This window comes from Paraburkholderia sp. MM5482-R2, from assembly GCF_050436125.1.
In the GTDB taxonomy this organism is placed as follows: domain Bacteria; phylum Pseudomonadota; class Gammaproteobacteria; order Burkholderiales; family Burkholderiaceae; genus Paraburkholderia; species Paraburkholderia tuberum.
This window is the reverse complement of the sequence record NZ_JBNDLP010000002.1, coordinates 1251253-1275358: the sequence shown is the minus strand read 5'-3', so window position 1 is coordinate 1275358 and position 24106 is coordinate 1251253. Positions and strand designations below refer to the sequence as shown.

The window sequence follows — 24106 nt, the reverse complement described above, 5'->3', positions numbered from 1 at the left end:
TGCTTCAGCGTGACACGTCGCGGGGCCGTCTCGCGGCGTGGCGCGCAAGCCACATCGGCGCGTCGCCCCGGCCGTCGTCGCTCGATCGCTTCATTGGCCCGCACAGCTATCAAGAAAGCGGCGCGGCTGCCGTTAAGAATCGGATCGGCGCGGCATATGCAGGCGGCATCCCAGCAATAACGGTGGCATCGTGCCCCGCGACGGTTAAAATCGGGAAACGACGTACCTGTTTATCAGCGGATCATCCCGGGCATGGCGACGGCGCAGCGCACCTCGCTCGCGACGGGACGAAACCGCAGCTGATGCAGATAACGACACAGCGTTGAGAGCGCGCTGCCCACGAACGAGCAAGTTGCATGTCACAGCCAGACGGATCAGAGGGTCGATGAACAGGACAACCTTGCGCCAGGTAGCCGGGCCGGTCAGCTTCGTGCTGATCGTACTCGTCTGCTGGTTCGTGGCTGGCATGGTCGCGGACCGGATGGTACAGCAAGAGCTGGACGCGGCGTTGCACACGCAGCGGCAAATGTCCACGTCGATCGTCGACAACATGGCTGAAGTGATTGCCAGCGACCTCGCGATGTCCCGCGCCATCCCCGCAACCATGGCCGAAATGGACGTGGTCCAGCGTGCCCTCGTGCAATCGCAGAATTATGCCGTGAACAGCGAGGCGGCGGAACCCGCCTTGCGAGCCGCCTTGCTCAAGGATCCGAAGATGGCCGGGGTCAGCAGGTTCCTGCACGAAGCGCAGGGCTTCTCCGGGCTCGATCAGGTCTGGATCGTCAACGCGAACGGCATTTGCGTCGCGTCGAGCGGCACGATGTCGAACCCCGAGGGTGCGCAGCAATCGTTCGTCGGCGTGGACATGCGCGCGCGCGGCTATCTGACCAACGCGCTGCTCGGCGCATTCTCCGAAGCCTACGGCGTGGGTCGCGCGAGCGGCGAGCCGGGCATCTTCATCGCCGCGCCGGTGTACGCGGACGGGCTGCTGGTCGGCGCGGTGGTCGCGAAGGTCGGCATCGCGCGGTTGCGCCACTGGGTCGCGCACGCGGGCACCTTCGTGTCCGACGACAACGGCGTCATCATCATGGCGCACAACAGCGCGCTCGAAGGCCACGCGTTGCCGAACTCGCGCGTCACGCTGATGAGCCCCGCCGAGCGGCGCATCATCTACCGCCGGGAGACGTTCCCCGACATGCTGATCCGCGAAGACACGCAAGTGCGTGAGCAGGCGCCGTGGGTGCCGGCGTCGGTCGCCGCGCAGCTGTTCGGCATGATCGAACAGCCGGCCCCGGCGCTCTATCAGAACCGCGGCGGCCTGAACTCGGGGCTCTCCGCGCACCTGGTCGATCCGCTCGCCGCGTGGCCGGAGCTGCTGCGCAACCACAAGCGCGACCACCTGCTGGTGTTCCTGACGCTGGCCGGCACCGTCGCGCTCGCGTGGGTGATCACCGTGTCCTACGTGCGCGAGCGGCGCCACCATCGCGCGACACGCGATCTCGCCGAGCAGTTGCAGTCGGCCAATACGCTGCTGTCGGCGGAGGCGCGGCACGATGCGTTGACCGGCGCGCTGTCGCGGCGCTATTTCCTCGACCTGCTACGCCACGAGATCGATCGCGCGCACGCGGGGCGCGAGCCGCTGTGCATGGCGATCGCCGATCTCGACCACTTCAAGCAGATCAACGACCGCTTCGGCCACGCCGCCGGCGACCGCGCGCTCGAACATTTCGTCGATACGTGTCGCGCCGAGCTGCGTGGCTCCGACGCGGTCGGCCGGCTCGGCGGCGAAGAGTTCGGCCTGCTGCTGCCGGCCACCGATCTGACGGGCGGGCGCGAGGTCGTCGAGCGTCTGCGGCTGCGGTTGAAAGCGGTGCCCTCGCCGAAGCTGCCGGCCTCGGCGGGGCTGAGCGTGAGCATCGGCATCACCGAACTGTCGCCCGACGATCTGCCCGAGCGTCTCATGAGCCGCGCCGATACCGCGCTGTATGCGGCGAAGACCGGCGGGCGCGACCGCACCGAAGCACTGCCGCCCGACGATACGGCGCCGCCTACGCGCACCGCGGTGAATGCCTGGTGAATGCCAGGTGAATGCCTGACGCTCGCCGAAAGATTCAGCGCGCGACGGTATCGCCCTCTCCGCTCAGCCAACCCACGCCGACACCCTGCCCCGCGCTGAAAACGACGCCGAGCCTCCCGCAACGAAGCAGGTATCATCAATCCTGATATCGGATTGTCACTACCGCACTAACGGGAGATTCGCATGAAGGGAAATCTGGTGATCGTCTGTCGCGATCACGACGCTGATGCTTTCGACCATCTGCTCGCCGAATACGGCGCGTTCCAGACGCGTCTGTCGTCGACCGCGTGGTATCTGAAACTGGAGGTCGCGCCGGAACTGATTCAGGAGGAAATACTCGCGCGCCTCGGCAAATATACGACGCACTATATCTTCGAGGCGGAATCGGTGACGTGGAATACCGTCGATAGCGAAACGGCGAACGCGTTGAATACGCTGTTTTCGGACTGAGCTCTCGCCGCTCGCGATGCCGACGCCTCGCGCGCGCATCGCGACGCCAACACCCCTGCTTCTACCAGGCGTTTTCCGAGGCGGTCGCGACCCGCGGCAGCACGTCGAACGGAAAACTCATCAACACCCGCAAACCGCGGCCGCCATGATTGCCGATTTCCCATTCACCGCCCGCGCGCCGCACGAGCCGCTCGACGATCGCAAGGCCCAGCCCGCTATGGCCGTTGCCGCCTCGCGCCGGATCGAGCCGCACGAACGGCCGGCTCGCGTTGATCAGGTCCTGGGCGGCGATGCCCGTGCCGCTGTCGCTAATTGATAGCGTAAAGCTCTGCGGTGTGCGCGCGGTCGCGACGATCACCGGCGGCGCGCCATACGCATGCGCGTTGTCGATCAGATTCGACAGAATCCGGTCCAGCGTGGCCGCCGGCAGCAGAAATGACGGCCCGGCGTTCAGTTCCGTGTGCACGGTCGACGCACTGCTGGCCACCGCCCGATAGCTGCGCACGACACGCTCGCACTGCGCATCCACTTCCACGGGTTCGCTGCGGTCCGCGCCGTCGTGCGCGAACAGCAGGAACTGCTCGACGATATGCGTCATCGAATCGACGTCGCGCACGACGCCGTCGCGCGTCTTCGCGTCGTCCATCATTTCGGCGCGCAGTCGCAGACGCGCGAGCGGCGTCTTCAGGTCATGCGCGACACCGGCAAGCATCACCGCGCGATCGTTCTCGGTGCGCGCGACTTCCTGCACCATCTGATTGAAGCCATGGGTGAGTTGCCGCAACTCGCGCGGCCCGCGCTCGGGCACCGGCGGCACCGGCAGCCCGCGACCGAAGCGCGCCACCGCCTGCGCGAGCAAGCGCAGCGGCCGCTGCAGCGCCCACGCGGCGAACAGCGCCGCCATCACCGCAAACGAGAAAATGATGACGAGCCACAAGACCGTGCGGTCGAGCGAGCGCGGCATGCGCAGCGGCTGCACCGGCACGACGATCCAGTTCTGATCGGTCACGGCGCGCACCCATAGCATGGGCGGAGCGCCGGGCGGACCGACGCGCACCTGGGTGTCGGCCGGCATGCGGTCGCGCACGTCCTCGACGAAACGCGCGAGCGGCGGCGGCATGTTCGCGCTGGCCGCCGGCACGTCCGGACTCGCCGGGTCGACCAGCTTCACACGCGACGGCAGCGGTTGATCCGGTGTGCGGGCGACGTGCTGACGCACCGCGTCGACGAGGAAGGTCGCTTCCTCGACCGCGTAGCGCGTTTGCAGTTGCGAACGTTCGAGTCGCATCAGCGCATACCACGCGAAATGCGACAGCAACAGCACCGCGACGACGAGCAGCGCGAGCCGCCCGAACAGCGAATCAATGGGCCGACGCATGCTGCTCGCCGTCCGGCACGAACACGTAACCACGGCCGCGCACGGTCTGGATGAAGCGCGGCGTGGATGGATCGGTTTCGAGAATGCGACGCAGGCGCCACACCTGCACGTCGATGCCGCGGTCGGTGCCGTCGTACTCGGGACCGTGCAGCAGTTCCAGCAGGCGCTCGCGCGTGAGCGTGCGCATGGGGTGATTGACGAAAATCTTCAGCAGCGCGAACTCGCTGCCCGACAGCGCGAGCGGCTTGTCTTCGAGATGCAGCGTGCGCGACTGGAAATCCAGCGTGAAGCGGCCGAAGCTGAACGGCTCGCGCTGCTCGGGCGCGGCCGCCGACGGCAGCGTGCGGCGCCGCCGCAGCACCGCCTGCACGCGCGCGAGCAGTTCGCGCGGATTGAACGGTTTGCCGAGGTAATCGTCGGCGCCGAGTTCGAGCCCGACGATACGATCGACGTCGTCCGCACGCGCGGTCAGCATGATGACGGGGATATCGTCGCCCGACGCACGCAACTTGCGCAGCGCGGTGAGGCCGTCCACGCCGGGCATCATCAGGTCCAGCACGATGAGGTCGGGGCGCTCGCGCTCGAGGCGCCGTTCGAGCGAGCCCGCGTCGTGCAGCACCGAAACTTCGATGCCCTGACGGGCGAGATAGTCGCGCAACAGATCGCGCAGTTCGACGTCGTCGTCGACGACCAGGATTTGAGTAGCCATGGAATGAAGTTTAACGCGCAGCCAAAAGGGATTTCGTTTTCCAAACGGTCTGAAGGGTTACCGGGTGTTACGGTGAAAGCCACACGTAATTGCTGGTAATAGCGGCGTCCGGGCGCGTAACACAGCGGCGCACGCGGTTCTCTACGCTGTGCCTTACCGAGTGCAGGCAGTCCAAAGACCGGTTGCTTCGTCGGCTATTCCATTACAAGGAGCCTCATATGTCCACCAAAAAGATGTCGCGCGTTCTCGCCGTTGCTGCCACCGCTCTCGCCATCGGCGCTGGCGCCGCTTACGCCGCCCAACCCGCCGAGCAGGCGCACGGCGGGCCCGGCGGCTGGCATGGCCACTTCATGAAGGAACTGACCCAACTCCACGACCGGCTGAAGCTGAACGCGGATCAGGAAAAGCTGTGGCAAAACGCGCTCGATACGATGAAGCAGAACCGCGAAGCGATGCGCGCCAACCACAAGCAGGTTCAAGATCAGTTCAAGGCCGCACAGCAACAGCCGATCCTGGATCTGAACGCGATGGCCGCGACGCATCAGCAGATCGAGCAGAAGGACGCGCAACTGCGTCAACAAACCACCGACGCGTGGCTGAAGTTCTATAACGGCCTGAACGACCAGCAGAAGACCACCGTCAGCACGGCGCTGAAGCAGCGCTTCGCGCGGATGGAGCAGCGTCACGAGAAGATGCGCGAGCGCTGGGAGCATCACAAGGGCGCGGCGTCGGCGCCGGCCGCCAATCAATAAGCGGCGCATTCGCGAGGCGGGCCAGGGAGGGCGCCTCGCTAATAGAAAAACGCCACGGAAGAGGTTTTCCGTGGCGTTGCTGTTTGGCGCTGCTCGCCGCCCGATCGGCGGCCCGCGCGAATCGACCGCCTGAATCAGCCGTTCAACTGACCCAGATCGAACAGCAGCACTTCCGCGTCGTCGCCCTTTTCCAGCGTCACCGTGTCGACGTCGCTGAGCTTCGCGGCATCGCCCGCCTCGAGCACCGTGCCGTTCACGCTCAGCGTGCCGCGCGCGACGTGCAGATAGCCGAGGCGCCCCGCCGGCAGCGCGAACGTCGCGTGTTCGGCGCCGTCGAACAGTCCCGCGTAGATCGACGCGTCCGCATGGATCGTCACCGAGCCGTCACGGCCGTCGGGCGACGCGATCACGCGCAGGCGGCCGCGCTTGCTGTCGGCGTCGAAGCGCTTTTCCTCGTAGCCGGGCTGGTCGCCCGCGCGGCGCGGGATGATCCAGATCTGCAGCAAGTGCGCGAGTTCGTCGCGCGACGCTTTGAACTCGCTATGCTGCACGCCGGTGCCCGCGCTCATGCGCTGCACATCGCCGGGACGGATCGTCGAGCCATTGCCCATGCTGTCGCGATGCGCGAGCGCGCCTTCGAGCACATACGTGACGATCTCCATGTCGCGATGCCCGTGCGCGCCGAAACCCTGACCGCCGGCGATGCGGTCTTCGTTGATCACGCGCAGCGGCCCGAAGTGCACGTGCTCGGGGTCGCGGTAATCGGCAAACGAGAAGCTGTGATACGAGTCGAGCCAGCCGTGGTTGGCGTGACCGCGTTCTGCGGAGCGGCGAATCTCGATCATGGAAAGTCTCCCGGTAAGTAGTCAATCAGAGCGATGTTGCGAATGTAGGGGTTGCGCCCCCCCATAACAATCGTGCGCAACCGCACCGCAGCGTTCCATCGCTGCATGCAATCGCGCGACCGGCGAGCCCATCGCGCGGAAAGCCCGGCGCCCGGATGCCCCGCTCCCGGCAGCCCGGCGCCCGGCAGCCCGGCGCCCGCAAAACCGCGCCGGCGTCGCGCACGCACAACGCGTTGCACGGCGTCTTGCCGCTCGATGCCGCGCTGCGCTGGCAGCTTGCCGCTCTTCGGGTAAAATACCGCGCTTTTCAAGCCGCGTGGACGTCCCGCGGGACGCGCAGGCCGCGCCGGCAAGCCTCGGCGGGCGGGCCGCAACCGGTGCGCGACGGGCTTCGACTCGGCACCAGACCGTGCGAGCCACGCCCGATAAGCACCGAACGCGCCGCACCGGCGCGCCACGTCGGACGAACCCGCCCGCGCAAGGACGACCAGAGCGCGGCGACGATCCCTGCGGCACGTCAATTTTGACCGCCTAGAATACCGACCGTCGGCCCTCGGCCGGTGCTCGTCGAGTCGTGTCATTACGACGATCAGTTTGATTCAGGAGAAACATGAAGAAGTTCGCACTGTGCGTGGCTCTGGCAGTCACGGCCACCGGCGCGATGGCGAAAGAATGGAAAACGGTGCGCATCGGGGTCGACGCAAGTTATCCGCCATTCGAATCGAAGTCGCCTGATGGCGACATCGTCGGTTTCGATGCCGATCTGACCCGCGCGCTGTGCGCGAAGATGAACGTGAAGTGCGTGTGGGTCGCGCAGGATCTCGATGGCATCATCCCGGCGCTGAAAGCTCGCAAGTTCGACGCGATCATTTCCTCGCTGAGCGTCACCGACAAGCGCCGCGAGCAGATCGACTTCTCCGACAGGATGTTCGACGCGCCCGCCCGCATGATTGCGAAAACCGGTTCGCCGCTTCTGCCCACCCCTGAATCGCTGAAAGGCAAGCACGTCGGCGTCGAGCAGGGTTCGACGCAGGAACAGTACGCGAAGACCTGGTGGGAGCCGAAGGGCGTGCTCGTCGTGTCGTACCAGAATCAGGACCAGGTGTACGCGGATCTCGCGTCGGGCCGCCTCGACGCCGCGCTGCAGGACGAAGTGCAGGCCGACGCCGGCTTTCTGAAGACGCCGCGCGGCAAAGGGTTCTCCTGGGCCGGTCCGGAAGTGAAGGATCCGCAGACGATCGGCGAAGGCACCGCGATCGGTCTGCGCAAGGGCGATGCCGAGCTGAAGGCGAAGTTCAATCAGGCGCTCGCCGAGGTTCATCAGGACGGCACGTTCAAGAAGCTCGAAAAGCAGTACTTCGATTTCGACATTTATCCTGGCCGTTGAGCGAAACAGGCAGGATACTGCGTGGTAAGCCGGCCCGTGCCGGTGGCGGTGAAAGCGGCAACGAAAGTGGCGACACCAGGCAGTAGATTCAAAACAATCCGAGACGAAAGTCCCACAAGCGCGCTGCAGGAGCACCAACGTTTCTGCAGCATGATTTGCACAGCGGCACGCTGTGCGCCGCGGATCACGGCGAGCCAGGCGCTCGTCCCCGACGCGGCGCTACGCGGGCCGCGTCTTTCGCGGTGCGCGAGAAGCGCATCGTCGTGGACTACCTATGTTCCTTCAAGGCTACGGCCCGCTGCTTCTCAGCGGCACCTGGCAAACCGTCAAGCTGGCGGTGTTCTCGCTCGCGCTCGCGTTCGTGCTCGGCCTGCTCGGCGCGGCGGCGAAATTGTCGAAGAACCGTCTGTCGAACGGCATCGGCACGGTGTATACGACGCTCGTGCGCGGCGTGCCCGATCTCGTGCTGATGCTGCTGCTGTTCTATAGCATCCAGATCTGGCTGAACAACCTGACCGACGCGCTCGGCTGGGAGCAGATCGACATCGACCCGTTCGTGGCCGGCGTCGCGGTGCTCGGCTTCATCTACGGCGCGTACTTCACCGAGACGTTCCGCGGCGCGTTTATCGCGGTGCCGCGCGGCCAGCTCGAAGCGGGCGCCGCCTACGGCATGACGAGCTGGCAGGTGTTCTCGCGCGTGATGTTCCCGCAAATGATGCGCTTCGCGCTTCCGGGCATCGGCAATAACTGGCAGGTGATGGTCAAGGCGACCGCGCTCGTGTCGATCATCGGTCTCGCCGACGTCGTCAAGGCCTCGCAGGACGCCGGCAAGGGCACCTTGCGGTTCTTCTTCTTTACCCTGCTCGCGGGGGCGATCTATCTCGTCATCACCACCGTGTCGAACTTCGTGCTGATGTACCTCGAAAAGCGTTACTCGACCGGCGTGCGAAAGGCGGATCTATGATCGAGATCATTCAGCAATACTGGCGCAACTATCTGTTCACCGACGGCTATCGCTTCACCGGCGTCGCGATCACGTTATGGCTGCTGGTCGTGTCGATCGGCCTCGGCTTCTGCCTGTCGGTGCCGCTCGCGGTCGCGCGCGTGTCGAAGAAGAAATGGCTCGCGGGCCTCGTGTGGCTCTATACGTATATCTTCCGCGGCACGCCGCTCTACGTGCAGCTGCTGCTGTGCTACACGGGTCTCTACAGCCTCGAGATCATCCGCAACAACGAGCTGACCAACGCGTTCTTTCGCGACGGCATGCACTGCACGCTGCTCGCGTTCACGCTGAATACCTGCGCGTACACGACCGAAATCTTCGCGGGCGCGATCAAGGCGACGCCCTACGGCGAGATCGAAGCGGCGCGCGCGTACGGCATGTCGTCGTTCACGCTGTACCGGCGCGTGATTCTGCCGTCGGCGCTGCGCCGCGCACTGCCCTACTACAGCAACGAAGTGATCCTGATGCTGCACGCGACCACCGTCGCGTTCACGGCCACGGTGCCGGATATCCTGAAGATCGCGCGCGACGTGAACTCCGCGACGTACCAGTCGTTCAATGCGTTCGGCATCGCCGCGCTGCTGTATCTGTGTATTTCTTTCGCGCTCGTGTGGCTGTTCCGCCGCGCCGAGCGTCGCTGGCTCGCTTACCTGCGGCCGCAAGGCAAGTAACTGCGCGTCCCTGGACAAGCAAGCTCGTTAAGGATCCTGATGAACTCCAAGAAGCAGAAGCTCTTCGTCGACGAGCTTCACAAAAAGTACGGCGACAACGAAGTCCTCAAGGGCGTGTCGCTGAAAGCCAATGCCGGCGACGTGATCAGCGTGATCGGTTCGTCCGGTTCGGGCAAGAGCACGATGCTCCGCTGCATCAACTTTCTCGAACAGCCGAACGCGGGGCGCATTTTCGTCGACGGTGAGGAAGTGCGCACGCAGACCGCCAGGGACGGCGCGTTGCGCGTGTCGGACCCGAAGCAGTTGCAGCGTGTGCGCACCAAGCTTTCGATGGTGTTCCAGCACTTCAACCTGTGGTCGCACATGAACGTGCTCGAGAACATCATCGAGGCGCCGGTGCATGTGCTCGGTCTGAAGCGCAAGGAAGCCGAGGACCGCGCGCGCGAATATCTGGAGAAGGTCGGTCTCGCGCCGCGTCTCGAGAAGCAGTATCCGTCGCATCTGTCGGGCGGCCAGCAGCAGCGTGTCGCGATCGCGCGGGCGCTGGCGATGCACCCCGATGTGATGCTGTTCGACGAGCCGACCTCCGCGCTCGACCCGGAGCTCGTCGGCGAAGTGCTGAAGGTAATGCAGAAGCTCGCCGAGGAAGGTCGCACGATGATCGTCGTCACGCACGAAATGGGCTTCGCGCGCAATGTGTCGAACCACGTGATGTTTCTGCACCAGGGCCGCGTCGAGGAAGAAGGCCATCCCGACGAAGTGTTCAGGAACACGAAGAGCGAACGTCTGAAGCAATTCCTGTCGGGCAGTCTCAAGTAATAAAATTACCCCGCGACTTATGATGCGAATGGCATGGAAAATGTAGTCAATGTAGCTTTACAAGGCGCTTACGAGCGCCTTTTTCGTTTTTACCATGTCCTTCCGCCCGGCCATTCGAACGACGAAAAAGCGTCGAAAATCCCACAAAACGGGCCATTCAGGCCGAGTTTTCGCCCTACACTGCCACTTTTGACTCGTCAATAGTGGCAATCCTTAATCCGACCGCTTCCAGGCCGCGATTCCCTTGCCGGACAAGGCTTTGCGCCTTTTCCCGAGAAACTGCTTCGGGCGCCGGCCCACATTCGTATTGCAATTTGGCGACACCCCTTGTGGACGGTACTAATTTCTTCTTCCAGTTAAAGTTATTTTTGATAAATTGGTAACCAAAGTAGCAAAACAAAGTTGATTAAAAGTAGTTTCACTTCAAAACACAGAGGAGAACCGGTCGGCGTGGGATCGGCATGACGCAAAGATAGCTCGACGCTACATGTCATGACAGGAGAATCCCTATCCACCCGCCACTCTCCCTGGTACCGCTTTCTGTTCGGTGCTTATCGCGTCCGAACACCACTCGCAGTACTGGGTTTCTTTTTTGACAGGGTATGGAGGAGAAGATGAAGAAAGCTTTGCTCGTCGCTGCGCTGATGTCGGCCGGCGTTGTTGCACACGCTCAGAGTAGCGTCACGCTGTATGGCCGTTTGGATGCTGGTCTCGAGTACATGTCGGGCGTCCCGACCGGCGCTAACGCCAACGGCGCGGCCAACACCAGCTCGAACCGCTTCAAGGCGGAAAGCGGCGACTGGGGCACCAGCCTGTGGGGCATGAAGGGTGTCGAGGACATCGGCGCCGGCAACAAGATCCTGTTCCAGTTGGAAGGCTCGTTCAACACGATGACGGGCGCAGGTCCCGGCGGCGGCGGTCTCTTCAATCGCTGGGCAACGGTCGGTATTTCGAACAACCAGTACGGTACGTTCACGATGGGCCGCATGCTCTTCATCTCGAACGGCGTGTGGGACTTCGACCCGTTCGGTCAGTCGGACTGGTCGTCGGCATCGCTGGTGCGTGGCCGCAACTGGCCGCAGTCGAGCAACAACTTCGCGTACCAGTCGCCGAAGATCGCAGGCTTTGACTTCTACGGTCAGTACGCGCTGTCGAACGCGACGAGCTGGAACGGTAACGGCACGACGCCGCAAGGTCGCGAAGCTGGCGCGCAGGTCACCTACACGACCTCGCTCTTTCAGGTCCGCGGTCTGTACGACGAAATCCGCAACCCGACGACCGGTGGGTTGTGGGGTGGCCCGGTTGCCAACAACGGTATCAATACGGCTAACACGGCCAACGGCGTATTCGCTGCATCGCGCGAGTACTCCGCTCTGCTGAACGTGTTCCTCGGCCAGTTCAAGATTCAGGCTGCTTACCAGGCAGTCCGTTCGGCAGGCGCAACGGGGGTTCTGCCCGGTCAGCCGACCACGCTCGATCACGAATGGGGCGGTGTGACGTGGCAGGCAACGCCGGCTGCAGCGCTGATCGCGGCGGTCTACCACGTGAACGGCAACAACGGCGCGGGCAATGCGACGATCTACACGATTGGCGGTTCGTACAACCTGTCGAAGCGCACGCTGCTCGACCTGCAAGCCGCGACGGTGCGCAACAGCCGCAATGCTAACTTCGGTCTGAACGCGAACAATGCGGGCTTCGCCGCTGCAACGGACAACCCGCTGCAAGGCCGCCAGCAAAGCGGCGTGTACGCAGGTATCCAGCACTCGTTCTAATCGAACGGTGCGCCCCGAGGGTCATCCCTCGGGGTGCAATACAGGTTTCTTCGAGAGAATCTTTTTCACGCTGCTGCGAGAGGCGCGTATCGGTGCGATATCCGCAAGGGTATTGCACCGTTTTTTATTCGGCGCACGGTCTTTGCCGTTGCGCGCACCGGGCCGGTGCGTGATTGCACAGCTTATACGGCCGCTTCGTTCTCTTCGCCGGTACGGATACGGATGACGCGCTCGACGTCCGCGACGAAGATCTTGCCGTCGCCGATCTTGCCGGTACGCGCCGCGCCGATGATCGCGTCGATGACCTGATCGCACTGGCTGTCCGCGACCACGACTTCGATCTTCACTTTCGGCAGAAAGTCGACCACGTATTCCGCACCACGATAGAGCTCGGTATGCCCTTTCTGGCGGCCGAACCCCTTGACCTCGGTAACGGTCAGGCCGGTGAGGCCGACTTCCGCGAGGGCCTCGCGCACTTCGTCGAGTTTGAACGGTTTGATGACTGCGGTGATGCGCTTCATGGCGAACCTCGTCTCTTGATGGGAAGAGTGAAAAGGAAAAGGATGATTTTTATTCTACGCCGCGCCGGATGCATTGCGGCATCCGCGCGCGGGTGCCGTCTTTCACTCCACCGGTTCGGTGTAGCGCGACGTGATCGGATAACGCCAGTCGCGGCCGAACGCGCGATGCGTGACGCGAATGCCGATCGGCGCCTGACGGCGCTTGTACTCGTTGATCTTGATCAGGCGCGTGACGCGCTTCACGTCGTCGACCTGATAACCCGCCGCGATGATCTCCGCGAGCGAACGGTCCTCCTCCATATACATGCGCATGATCGCGTCGAGTACTTCGTATTCGGGCAGGCTGTCCTGGTCGGTCTGGTTCTCGCGCAGCTCGGCGGACGGCGCGCGCGTCAGAATCCGCTCGGGAATCACGTCGCGCGTCGCAAACGTGGTGGCCGCGTTGCGATAGCGGCACAGCCGGTACACGAGCGTCTTCGCGATGTCCTTGATCACCGCGAAGCCGCCGGCCATGTCGCCGTACAGCGTGCAATAGCCGACCGCCATCTCGCTCTTGTTGCCGGTGGTCAGCACGATCGAGCCGAACTTGTTCGACAGCGCCATCAGCAGCGTGCCGCGAATGCGCGCCTGAATGTTCTCTTCGGTCGCGTCCTCGGCGCGGCCCGCGAACTCTTCGGCGAGCGAGCCGCGGAACGCATCGAACATCGGCGCGATCGCGATCTCGTCGTAGCGCACGCCGACGCGGCGCGCCATCTCGGCGGCGTCGCTGGTCGAGATATCGGCCGTGTAGCGCGACGGCATCATCACCGCGCGCACCTTGTCGGCGCCGAGCGCATCGCATGCAACGGCCAGCACGAGCGCCGAATCGACGCCGCCCGACAGACCGATCAAAGCACCAGGAAAACCGTTCTTGCCGATGTAGTCGCGCACGCCCATCACGAGCGCCGCGTAGACCTGCGCTTCGATCGACTGCTCCGGCGCGATCGCGGCCGGCAACGGCGTGCCAGCGTCGAACTCCACGACAGCCGTGGCTTGCTCGAACTGCGCGAGCTTCGCGACGAGTTCGCCCCGCGCGTCGAGCACGAACGAACCGCCATCGAACACGAGTTCGTCCTGGCCGCCGACCATGTTCACGTAGACCATCGGAATCCCGGTTTCGCGAATGCGCGCGCGCAGGATGTCGAAGCGCACCGCTTCCTTGTTCAGGTGGTACGGCGAGCCGTTCGGAATCAGCAGCACCTGCGCGCCCGCGGCCTTTGCCATCTGCGCGGCCGACGCATGCCACGCGTCCTCGCAGATCACGACACCGTACTTGACGCCGTCGAGTTCGAACACGAACGGCTGCGGGTCGGAGGCGAAGTAGCGTTTCTCGTCGAACACTTCGGTGTTCGGCAGATCCTGCTTGCGATAGGTGCCCTTCACTTCGCCGTCGACGATCAGCGATGCCGCATTGAACGTATCGACTGGCGGCACGCCGCGCTCGATCGGCGCGTTTGCATTACCATGGCCGTTCGCCGGGCGGTGCGCGAGGTTGTCCGACCCGTCGCGCAGCGGATGGCCGACGATCACATGCAGACCGGTGAACGGCTTCAACTGTGCGGCGAGATCGGCCAACGCGGCCGCGCTCGCGGTGTAGAACGCGGGGCGCAGCAGCAGGTCTTCGGGCGGATAACCCGACAGCGCGAGTTCAGGCGCGACCAGCAGCTTCGCACCATCGCTGTGCGCGGCGCGCGCGGCGGCGACGATCTTCGCGACGTTGCCGGCGAAGTCGCCGACGGTGACATTGATTTGAGCAAGAGCGATTCGGGTCTTCATGGCAGGATCGACAGGCAAGCCTTCACGGCTCGCGGTACCGCGGCTCGATGGCTCGACGGGATTGAACAAACCGGATAAACGAACTCAACGAACGACGTGGCAGCTTCAGTTTCACAGCGCCGCGCCGGTCATTGCATACAGTCACTCAGATTGAACCAGCAACGTATCGATTATCGCACGGGCATTCTGGCCTCGCCCTCCGAGGTGGACGCCGCCGAGTGGAACGCCCTCCTCGCCGCGCAGGCGCAGCCCACGCCGTTTTTGCGGCACGAGTTTCTGAGCGCGCTCAACGCGACGCAATGCGCGGTTCCCGACACCGGTTGGGCGCCGCAATTCGTCACGCTGACTGACGCGCGCACGGGCATGCTCGCGGCGGCGGCGCCCGTCTATCTGAAGGGACACTCGTACGGCGAGTACGCTACATTATGGCGCCCAGACTGCGCTGACTGACTGACCGACCATCCGCAACCCGTTGACAAACAACGTTTTTTTGTACCTCGCGCAATTGGCGATACCCGGGCAACGTTGGAAAGCTGGATGCGACCGGTGTCAGCCCACCCGCTCAAATCGCTGGTCCGGCGTCGTTGTTGCTATGTCACTAAGCCATATCGGCCAAAGGCATAAACGCAATTGGAGAGGTCAGCGGCACGAATATAAGATTAGGCAACCTTCATCGTATAAGCTCAAGAAAATATTAGAAAAAATCGGTAGGCAATTTAATTGTCACCAAAAACGTCAAACCAGATTTTTTACATTTGCTATCGCAATCAACAGCAACTGTAAAATAGATTGCATCGCTCCGCAAAAAATTATCCTTCGGAATATCTCGTCTTGCACTTTTTTTCTCTGGAACCCTACAGGACGGGCCTCCGACGTAATTTGGTGCATCGCACCAAACCAAAAACCCGACTCGGCTTTAATAGTATGCTCGACCTCCGCAATTACCCGCACGCCTCATCGTAAACCTTGAAATAACCTCTCCGACTTACTAAAACAGTAGATATCCTTTTTTGCAGAGTTCGGTTGGAAATATGAGACACGAGTGGACGGCGAACAAAGCGAAGATAATGGTGGAGAGCACCAAATACGGCGTGACCGCAACTTCATCAATCACCTTCGATTTCGCGGCACTTGGATTGCAGTCGGGCGGCCTTATGTGGGAATCTCTTCATGGCCTGCCTTGCCCTGCGCAACGAGCTACAGTCAACAAGCTAAAACGTGTTCTTGAGCTGTTGGCAACACAATCAAGTGCGCAAAGCATCCTTTCGACGGCGCCCGGGGAGCTACAACATTCCGACATAGTCATGTGCCTACGCTGCGTCGACAAAGTCGTGGAAGCTCTTCCGGCGGCTTCGCGCTACCAGTACGTCTGTGGCGTGAGGAGTGTGCTTCGGCGTTGCGGCAAGCTCCTCAAAAACGGACAAACTGCTGCGTTAGGCATCAAGTCGTATGCTTCCCGTCACAATGCAACGCACCCCCGGGCGCGACGGTACAGGCAACTCGCTGTTGCCGCGTCCAAGACAGCCGGATTTACTCAATTTGACCAACACACGTTGAGCCGCGTCCATCCAACAGAAGCAATCCACGCAGCAAACGAAGTCCTTCACGACGCTATTGAGGCATATCGACAACCTTCCATCATGGCCTTAGACCAGCATGAAGATTGGGCTGCTCGTATCCGGCGCATCAAATCGACGCCTCAGCCACCAGAAGTTCCTCAGTACTTTTTAGAGCGACTGGAACAAGGCAAACTTCCCGCGCGTAGGAGCATCGAAAAACTCCCCCAGCCAGCACGCGAATGGGTTTTATTACAAATCGTCGAGAGGGCAAAATTCTACGAAAAAGGTGCGACTGCACAACTGCCCTTCCATAGCATCGATACCTTCCGGGAACATGCGTCCTCTCAAGGTTCGGAGTATGCATTTGAAGCGTCCCTTGCCGATATTTATTTGCCAAGGCACGTCCTGTTAGCATGCCTTGTAATACTTATGCTCGAGACGAACCTCAACGCCGGCGCTCTGCTTAGTCTAACCCCCAGTCAAATTGTTCCGCTCCCGGGAGGTCGGTACCGATTTGTTGCGCTTAAGACCAAATCCAATCAACTTCAAGCATCAGTGACCGTCAATCCCGGAGATGCTCCAGTAACTCAAGACGATAGGGAAATCGAAAGCTCGGCCGCGATTCGTGCAGTTCGCTTACTTTTGGACCACAACAAATCTGTCGACCTTTATGCTGTTCGCGATACTAACTCGATTTTTTGCTTCCTGTGCCTAAGAAGCAGCGACCGAGTATTTAGGACACCTACACAATTAAACAAAAACTTCAATGTTTTCGTCGAATCTTTAGGACTCTCTCCAGCCACGCTCTCAAAACTTAGAACCCTAAGCATAAACGCGCACTTTACTCAATCGAATGGGAATCTCTTTGCCGTACAGGCAAGGGCCGGCCACAAATCAGTGAAGACGACCGTCGATTATCTGACTACGCACATGATGGCTACTTTATCTGAAGCGAGCATTATTCGATTCGGTCGCCTGCTGCAGAAATCGATAGAGTGGATATCGGGCTACAACGACCTCAGCGCCGACCCAGAGGCCGCTTCGGTGAAGAGGCTCTTCCCCTCGTCCGCCATTTTGTCAGAGACCCGTGACTCAATTTGCGACAAATGGATTAACGAAGCGAATAATGACGAACCTCTTGCTATCCAAATTGGCCCATGTGAAGCTGTCCACTGTGCTCGTCAACTGGCGTTTTACCGCCGCCACTTCCACGTTTTGAAGTCAGGCGACCCAGGACGCTTCTCCGCTTTTCATTTGCCGCGCATCGCGTTTTGTATTGCCCTGCATCGAGCAATCGAGGCAAGCCCACTCGCACCATTCCTGAAATAATCGGAGGCAAAAATGAGAAGAGCACAGTCGCACTTCGCTGACCCGACCGACCGGGCTGACAACACCGACGCAGAACCAACGACGGAGCCTTTCAACCAATACACAAAGCATGCTCGGTATCTAAGCGCGTGGAATGATGACTGCATCCGAATCGATGTTCACCAATACGGTTCAAACGACTCGAAACAGATTTCCATTAATCTTTGCCAAATAGTACTCGACGTTAGCGGCGGAGTGGGTGTTCATCGTTCGATATGTCTCGCCGACTTTCCCAAGCTCGTCGCTCCTCTGAAGATTTCACTAAATCACCTTTGTTTTCAGCACCACGAGGGTTTCCTTGCCGCCCGTATTACGTCGTTCATGAACAATTATCTCCGCCTAATAATAGCAGCATTTCGCGATGGTCGATATGCACTATCCAAAATTGACGAAGAATTCATAAATACTCTTTCCGTAAATTTGGCCAAAGGTGGGTGGTGGAATACGCTTGGGTATGAACATGCGCTTAAAAAGCTTTTGAAACTCGCAAAAAAATCCAAAACACTTGTTCACTCACTCAAAGGGACGGCGACTACCAAAGATTTCAAATTCAATCTCAGGAAATTGCAACTTGCACTCCGCATGCCTATAGAATCAGCTCAGGTGCCCACGTGGTTTGTCGAAGAACTGGCAAAATTAGCGAAATGGAACGGCAAGGTCAAAGCGCGCTCTCCGAATCCCACCACCTCAGTGAAAATGCTTCGCGTAGTCTTCGAAGATATTAATTTGCTCAGCGGCATGGAGGGTACGGATTGCATACCGTACCGCCCATTCCCGTCACCTACTGGCCGAGCCAGGGCGCTGCGACCCGACGAAGAGAGCGGCCGAACAGCAAACCTGAATATCGCTGACGTAGCCAAAGTTATGACCGAATCGATGCATTGGCTATATAAGAGAGCTATTGGAATAATTAAACTGTGTCGGGTAGCAAGACGTGAGCTGGAACGGAAATTTAGTTCAGACCTTTCAGACCATCGGCTGCAGTTGTCCATTCTCGCCGCCGTGGCAAAAGCATACCCTCAGCTGAAATCAAAATACGACCTGCCCGCCCTATCATTCCGCAATATCACAGACAAAAGTCCTGACTCGTTGCAGGTGCTAGTTCAAAACCTATTTTCTTCTTGCGCAATCCTCATCTCTTTTAACCACGCCCGCAGACGTGAAGAGGTCGTCGGACACGACCGCCCTTATGGCTTGCATCGTGGCTGTGTTCGTCCGATAAAGGAAGACCTAGATGTGTTCATCATAGAGATTTACATTGAAAAGACTCTTCGAGCATACACCGATATGTTTTGTAATGGACTCGTGAAACGGTGCGTTCGAGTTCTCGAGCTACTCAGTGATATGTTTCGCCCGTTAAACACACCGTCGAACGTATTGCACCAGACGACAAAAGATTATAGCGATAAACTTTTCGCTTATCGATTTTTCTCCCGCTGCGGCTTTCGCCAAGGGAAAAGCCCGTCGATATTTGATTTTGGGAGACAATCAGACCATTTTTTCGAGGGGCTCGAAATAGACCGGAAAAAATTTGATGGAAAGCTTCATCCTTTCCGCAGATTTTATGGACTCCTGTATACATATCGTCACGACGACCCCAATTTGATTGCCTTGCAGAACCAGTATTGGCATTTTTCACCGGACCAAACGCGTATCTATGTCGAAGACGTCCTCTCCGAAATGGACCCTGATGCGATAAGAGAGATGTTGAAATTGGTCGAATGTGAAGAGCACAGCACGAACACGGTCTTGGAGGAGCTTTCGCAGGAATACCTTACCGACAAGGTAGAGCGAATGTTGTCTGGGGAGCCGGTCGCCGGACATTTTTCCCGAATTATTCTGCGGGTAGCCAAATGGCTCGGAAAATCAGCCGAATTCCAAGATGCGTCTATCCAGGAAAAAGCTGCGTTCCTCGGCGGTTGCTTGACGAAGATGGGGTTTCGAGCTGACCCCAAACCTCATTGCACATGCATGTTGGGCAAGAATCGTCATACCGTCCGGAAAGCCAAGTGCCACGATTCTGTAGACGACAGGGTTCATCCGGAGCGGGCAGGTGCTGATATGTGCTGCCACTGCATAAACTGTATCTCCACAACGAACCACCAACACACCATGCAGACGGAATGCATGCGACTGGAGCGCGATGCGAGCGACTTCTCACTCCCGTCGGACCTGAGGTCAGCCTCATCTGACGCTGCGACGGAACTACGCCATGTCATCAAGTTCGCGCTGGACACAGGCGACCGCACCGCGTCAGCATTCGCAGCGTTCACAAGTTCGTGGAACCAAACCATTGGGGAGTACCAATGAGCACGCACGTGTCTGAAGTTTTCCACCGTCGAGCGGCAGAACTCATCGAACGAAAGCTCGGTGTGCTTGGCGAGTGGATAAAAAATTCGGTTCCGTATCAGCGCGACGTCAACGGAACGCCAATCCGTGACACCGATGGAGAATTGGTCCTCGACTATTACCCAACCTCCATTTTTGCCTTAGCGGCGTGGAACGGCTCGCAAAACTGTGACTATGTTCGAGAGCAGTTCCACCTCGATTTTTCGACCCAAAGCCGAGGGACCTTCGATAACCACCCTGAATTGAAAAACAAAGCCAACAAGCTGCTTGAGGCCTTGAATGTGTCCGGGAAAGTACAGTCTGGTCAAACCAAGTCTACCTTGATTAGGCAACTGCTTGCTGAGCGTGCTCGCCTCCAAGTGCTCTGTCATATTCAAGAAACCGACGTAGCCGGCCTTCTAAGGCAGGTTGAGAATGCCGAGAAAAAGTACATTAGGGAACATGCACTAAGGGTGCGCAACGAGAAGGAACAGGAGGAGCAGATACAGGCTCTCCTAAGTAAAAACGCTGAACTAGCGAGCGCCCAAGTACAAGTCACAGGACTTCACCACGCTGGGAGGACTGACCGTGCCAAACCGAAAAGCAAGTCAACTTACCGGAAAGGAGCATGCTGAGATGCTCACACAATATATCCGAGACACTTATCTGCGGGACATCCCGAGAAATCAATGGGGAATGGCGAACCGCGCCAAGATTTGCAGCGCACTTCATATTCCCCGTTCAACAATCGGCTCGAACAATGAGCTTTACTCCGTCTTCGATACCCTCGACCGAGCGCTGCGACGTTTGCCAAATCCGCGCGGCGACAATATAGCATCGGCGCCATCGGCGACTCCTCCAAAGGACGAGACCGCTATGCAAACCGTGTTGGTCAATTTGCAGCGAACAAACGAACACTTAATCCGGGAGCTTGCACGTTATGAGCACCTCCAAACAACCGGGATTCGATTCGTCGCCATCGACAACGCTAATCGGGATTGTGGGAGCCATAACATCTAGGTCTCCGTTCGGAGGGGCAATCTTTAGGCTCCACTTTAAGGGAGGCCTGTCTCACCGTATCGTCGCAGCATATGATGCAGTGCCTATTGCACCGTGGCGAGGTGAACGCTATCTCGTGTCAGGCTCGTTCGACAACGACACCATCTACGGATTGCAATTCGTCGCCACCGCTGTCAGAAGACTTACACCCGACCAATCGTCGATTTATACCTTATTGGGGAATCATCCGTTTTTTGCCGGCATTGGCCCATCTATAGTGGGTAGGATTAGAGCAAGTGTCGGCGATAGCTTAGTCGAGACTCTATCTTCCGGAAGCTTTCTAACGCTTGAGAAGCTGGGCCTCACGTCTACGGTGATGTTGAGGCTGATTTCCGGATGGCGCCGCTACGAAAGCTCCGTCGTAGCGCAACGGGTGCTGGCTACACTAGGGCTCGATATGCGCCTAGAACATCAGGTCAGCCGATTCTGGGGTCTTCAGGCAGAAAGCAACTTGTTGTCAGACCCCTACAAACTTGTACCATTTTGCGCATGGCAAGACCTCGACATCGCCGCACGGCGTGTGTCGCCGATACTAGACACTTCCCCGAACCGACTACTCGCCGCAGCGTCAAGCGTGCTGTATGGCCTGCACATGTCCGGAAGATGTGCTTCAACTAACCGTGAGTTTTCCCGCCACCTCGAGGCCCGACTTCGAAACCCTCTGCTCGCCGAGCAGGCACTCAGTCTGGCGAAACAACATTCCGTAGTCGCGCTCGAACCGTCAGAGCACCATGAACTCGTCATTTCCTCTGGACTGCGCGAAATCATCGACGGAATGCAAGAGCGATGTGGTCTACACCACACAATCGACCTCGACGCCCTGTCGATGGATGGACTCTGCGACAAGCCTGCGACGCCTACGGTCGCTGAACTGCGTGTCGACGTCACTTGTATTGACCGATTTTCCGGTTATTACAACGCGCTCATGGCGATAGTTCGAGATTCATCAGCGACGCACGTCGTGTCTAGCTCTGTTCGCCGAAACCATCTACACGCCTTGGGAGTGTCGGGGCACGTCATTCACCTGTTTGAGCTTCTTTCAGGCAGATACGTACCACACGGCTCATCACATTTCGTGATTCATGATAGCGGCGAACTCGACTTGCTCACCGCCTCGTTCCTACTGCCACTCTTTCCGCACGGAAGTAAGATACTCCTAGTCAACGAGCCAAATCGGCTACCTAATCATGGATTAGGTTCCTTCGTCTCACTAGCGCTTAGCGAAAGTCCAGAAAAGGTCTTGAGGAGATGGCGAAATCGGAGCGATGATTCAATTCGGCTTACACCGGCTCCAAGGAACGATATCGAACCTCTTCAGAGTGATTTAGAAAAGCTTCGCAAGTCAACCATCCTCGCACCCTATCCAGACTTATGGGTGGCCAGCGGCGATAACTTTGCCAACAGTTTCAGGTCGGTCCTCGCGTGGGCGCGAATGGCGCGTGAGGTGGGAACTACCATCATTGCGACCGTAAAGAAGCATACTGCCGCACAGCTTAACCGTGAAATGCACGATGAACATTGCCGGCTGATGCGACAACAAGGTCAGCCGGATGACTCTGTCGGCCTGATGGGGAACATCTCGGCGCAGCTCAGCGAGCCGGTCGTGTGGCTTGGACCGGTCCATAGAAGCGGTATGTTCAGTGGTCTCTTAGGCATCATCTCCGCTATCTACTCACCCGCTCGATGCGCGCCTGACCATAACGGAGATATGGAATATTCCGCAGTGCAGGTCTCTTTCCCGGGACTTGGCGAAGTACAGCTCACTGCAAACGATACTCAGCACCTAAGCTTGGGCTACGCGGTGCCCTTGTCGCTCTTAGGCTTTCTCATGTGTGAGTTTATTGTTGCCTTCGCGGAATCGAGTCCCCTGTGCAATAGAAGGTGGATTTACAGCGCTATGTCAAGAAGCGCGGGAGCAGTGATTCTAGTCGCACCCCCAGATTCCTTTGGTCGATTGTCCGACACAATTGGCCTCAACAAAGTGGGAGCCGTGCTGTGAAATACAGACTAAGAGCAGAAGACTCGCAACGATGGCCAAATCTTTCCGCGACGAGTATCGCGAAGCAACTGTTGCTTAAACAGGTTCGAAAAAAGCCGCAATATTCGCCTTCGACCATATGGGTGGAACTGCGACCTGGAAAGCGGGTACCCGTACTGCGGGATAACAAGCTGGCTCTCGCAACGGCGTTCAATCGATTCATTTTGAACGCTGCGATAGCACTTGACGACCAGTGCGTTCAAGAGGATTCGCTTTCGTTTGACTCCGGTGTATCGCGTGTCGCCATTTCAATGATAAAGCTGCAGCAGTTCTTGGGTGAACAGGGCCGGAACTGGACCAGCGTTGACGAGGAGATGCTAAGAGATTTCAGAAAATGGCTGCTCGTACAAGTCAGGTCTCAGGCCAGTTCGAGAAACCTTTTGACAGCTAAACGAACCGTAAATTACCGACTACGTCCGGTCTACGAGTTTTTCTGGTGGGCACAAGAAAAAGCGAAGCTCGTCTCAAACATGATAGGAATGGAGGACAGTGACGCTATCCCTAGTGCTATTATAAGTTGGAAGAAGGAGGGCCCGCGTTCAGGCGAAGACGGTCAACGGGTGTTCCCCTTGTGCTATAGAAGGGTTGGGGAGGGTTCGCGGACTTCGTCGGAACAGTATTGGGCGACCCCTGACGATGTGGATAGGCTCGAGTCATGGTTTATCACAAACTATAAGTCCGCTCACCCGGCACGGAGAAATACACTCATCTTACGGCTCGTTCAATACACCGGCTGGCGTCGCAGCAGCGTGCTTAGCTTGGAAGTTGAACAGTTCTCCGATGCAGTGCTCGAAGCCGCGTTAGCGAAGGGTGAGTCAGAGATTCTAATTACTCCTCCTTCGCAAAAAAACTCCGGGTCCAAGGCACGCCCTCTATCTATCGCCTGGTTTATTAGTGTGCGAAATTTTATCCGGGAAGAACGCGCAGCCTTGCTGGCCGCTCGTGGACTAACTGGAAGTTCCGACTCTGGTAAGCTGTTTCTGTCGGACTCGGGGCTGCCTCCACTCCCTCGCTCAATCACGCGCGATTTCACGCAAGCGTTTCGCGCAATCGGTGCACCTAAAGGAAGCGGGTTGCACTCGGTTCGGCGCCTTCACGGGAATGAAAAGGCACGCGCGGTTGTCGAAGGATTCAAGTCGAGCAACGTTGCAATCAGTTGGGAAAACGTTGCACCGACGCTCAAACAATGCCTCAACCACTCAAGCGAATTTGCATGGCAAAGCTACGTACACGCGATGACGTTTGTCCATGCAATGCCTATGGAGCCGGAACTGCGTATGCGGTTGTCCCAGAAAGAATCTGAGAATCAGGATTTGAAGACCCGACTGGCATTTCTCGAAACAGAGTACGGAGGCGAGCACACCGCCAGTTCACGCGAACAAGTGAGGCGCCGAGTCGCGAGACTGACAGCAGAAAACCGACGGTTAAAAAAGCGGCTCGCATCATTGACAAAGCTTCCTTCCGGTCGAGGCTCCCAGTCGAAAGTTCGAGATAAGCGCATGTCGGTATGAATGTGGCGTGGCAAATTGACCATCCCTGCTCAACACGTCCATTC

The 24106-nt window shown here is 59.1% G+C and carries 19 protein-coding genes and 1 pseudogene; 15 read left to right on the top strand and 5 right to left on the bottom strand.

Annotation, left to right across the window (positions count from 1 at the left end; genetic code table 11):
* Positions 1 to 385: 385 nt before the first annotated feature.
* Positions 386 to 2077: a sensor domain-containing diguanylate cyclase gene (locus OKW37_RS08755; RefSeq protein WP_184059531.1), complete on the top strand. Its 1692-nt coding sequence runs from the start codon at positions 386 to 388 to the stop codon at positions 2075 to 2077.
* A gap of 183 nt (positions 2078 to 2260) precedes the next feature.
* Entirely contained in the window at positions 2261 to 2527 is a 267-nt protein-coding gene (locus OKW37_RS08750) for a hypothetical protein (RefSeq protein ID WP_018419782.1), read from the top strand.
* Between the two features lie 61 nt (positions 2528 to 2588).
* Here OKW37_RS08750 and OKW37_RS08745 read toward each other — a convergent pair whose 3' ends face one another.
* Positions 2589 to 3905: an ATP-binding protein gene (locus OKW37_RS08745; protein ID WP_429406960.1), complete on the bottom strand. Its 1317-nt coding sequence runs from the start codon at positions 3903 to 3905 to the stop codon at positions 2589 to 2591.
* Positions 3889 to 4614 carry a response regulator gene (locus tag OKW37_RS08740; RefSeq protein WP_090803560.1) on the bottom strand — a complete coding sequence of 242 codons (726 nt, stop codon included), beginning with the start codon at positions 4612 to 4614 and terminating at the stop codon, positions 3889 to 3891. The genes OKW37_RS08745 and OKW37_RS08740 overlap by 17 nt, the downstream gene beginning before the upstream one ends.
* 218 nt (positions 4615 to 4832) lie before the next feature.
* Here OKW37_RS08740 and OKW37_RS08735 point away from each other — a divergent pair, with 218 nt between their 5' ends.
* Positions 4833 to 5366 (top strand): periplasmic heavy metal sensor, encoded by a 534-nt coding sequence (locus OKW37_RS08735; RefSeq protein WP_090803559.1) that lies wholly within the window; start codon positions 4833 to 4835, stop codon positions 5364 to 5366.
* Positions 5367 to 5500: 134 nt separating this feature from the next.
* On the opposite strand, the gene OKW37_RS08730 is transcribed toward OKW37_RS08735, so the two are convergent.
* Positions 5501 to 6211, bottom strand: a complete 711-nt coding sequence (locus OKW37_RS08730; RefSeq protein WP_429406962.1) for a pirin family protein — start codon at positions 6209 to 6211, stop codon at positions 5501 to 5503.
* A 610-nt stretch (positions 6212 to 6821) separates the two neighbouring features.
* On the opposite strand from OKW37_RS08730, the gene OKW37_RS08725 reads away from it, so the two are divergent.
* The 5 genes from OKW37_RS08725 to OKW37_RS08705 all read left to right on the top strand — a co-directional run bounded on the left by OKW37_RS08725 (position 6822) and on the right by OKW37_RS08705 (position 11863).
* Complete coding sequence (locus OKW37_RS08725) at positions 6822 to 7598, top strand: ABC transporter substrate-binding protein (protein ID WP_429356801.1); 777 nt, start codon at positions 6822 to 6824, stop codon at positions 7596 to 7598.
* A gap of 274 nt (positions 7599 to 7872) precedes the next feature.
* Positions 7873 to 8562, top strand: coding sequence for an ABC transporter permease (locus OKW37_RS08720; RefSeq protein WP_184007926.1), 690 nt, complete (start codon positions 7873 to 7875; stop codon positions 8560 to 8562).
* Positions 8559 to 9272 (top strand): ABC transporter permease, encoded by a 714-nt coding sequence (locus OKW37_RS08715; RefSeq protein ID WP_018419774.1) that lies wholly within the window; start codon positions 8559 to 8561, stop codon positions 9270 to 9272. Before OKW37_RS08720 ends, OKW37_RS08715 begins: the two co-directional genes overlap by 4 nt.
* 39 nt (positions 9273 to 9311) lie before the next feature.
* Entirely contained in the window at positions 9312 to 10091 is a 780-nt protein-coding gene (locus OKW37_RS08710) for an ABC transporter ATP-binding protein (RefSeq protein ID WP_184021339.1), read from the top strand.
* Between the two features lie 614 nt (positions 10092 to 10705).
* A complete protein-coding gene (locus tag OKW37_RS08705) occupies positions 10706 to 11863 on the top strand; it encodes a porin (RefSeq protein WP_429509799.1) in 1158 nt (385 codons plus the stop codon).
* A gap of 182 nt (positions 11864 to 12045) precedes the next feature.
* Here the strand turns inward: OKW37_RS08705 and glnK are convergent, their stop codons facing one another.
* Both glnK and OKW37_RS08695 read right to left on the bottom strand, forming a co-directional pair.
* The gene (gene glnK, locus OKW37_RS08700; RefSeq protein WP_013088783.1) at positions 12046 to 12384 is read right to left on the bottom strand and encodes a P-II family nitrogen regulator; all 339 of its coding nucleotides are present in this window, start codon (positions 12382 to 12384) and stop codon (positions 12046 to 12048) included.
* A gap of 102 nt (positions 12385 to 12486) precedes the next feature.
* Entirely contained in the window at positions 12487 to 14199 is a 1713-nt protein-coding gene (locus OKW37_RS08695; protein ID WP_429406965.1) for an NAD+ synthase, read from the bottom strand.
* Between the two features lie 150 nt (positions 14200 to 14349).
* Here OKW37_RS08695 and OKW37_RS08690 point away from each other — a divergent pair.
* The 7 genes and pseudogenes from OKW37_RS08690 to OKW37_RS08660 form a co-directional block, all read left to right on the top strand.
* Positions 14350 to 14628: pseudogene (locus tag OKW37_RS08690) on the top strand (peptidogalycan biosysnthesis protein); the annotation flags it as partial.
* Positions 14629 to 15230: 602 nt separating this feature from the next.
* Positions 15231 to 17087 carry a hypothetical protein gene (locus OKW37_RS08685; protein WP_429406967.1) on the top strand — a complete coding sequence of 619 codons (1857 nt, stop codon included), beginning with the start codon at positions 15231 to 15233 and terminating at the stop codon, positions 17085 to 17087.
* 12 nt (positions 17088 to 17099) lie between these two features.
* Complete coding sequence (locus OKW37_RS08680) at positions 17100 to 19436, top strand: hypothetical protein (protein WP_429406969.1); 2337 nt, start codon at positions 17100 to 17102, stop codon at positions 19434 to 19436.
* Positions 19433 to 20089, top strand: a complete 657-nt coding sequence (locus OKW37_RS08675; protein ID WP_429406971.1) for a hypothetical protein — start codon at positions 19433 to 19435, stop codon at positions 20087 to 20089. The genes OKW37_RS08680 and OKW37_RS08675 overlap by 4 nt, the downstream gene beginning before the upstream one ends.
* 1 nt (position 20090) lies before the next feature.
* On the top strand, positions 20091 to 20474 hold the full coding sequence (locus OKW37_RS08670; protein WP_429406973.1) for a hypothetical protein: 384 nt from the start codon (positions 20091 to 20093) through the stop codon (positions 20472 to 20474).
* A gap of 79 nt (positions 20475 to 20553) precedes the next feature.
* Positions 20554 to 22512: a hypothetical protein gene (locus tag OKW37_RS08665; protein WP_429406975.1), complete on the top strand. Its 1959-nt coding sequence runs from the start codon at positions 20554 to 20556 to the stop codon at positions 22510 to 22512.
* Positions 22509 to 24062: a hypothetical protein gene (locus OKW37_RS08660; RefSeq protein ID WP_429406977.1), complete on the top strand. Its 1554-nt coding sequence runs from the start codon at positions 22509 to 22511 to the stop codon at positions 24060 to 24062. Before OKW37_RS08665 ends, OKW37_RS08660 begins: the two co-directional genes overlap by 4 nt.
* Positions 24063 to 24106: the final 44 nt, after the last annotated feature.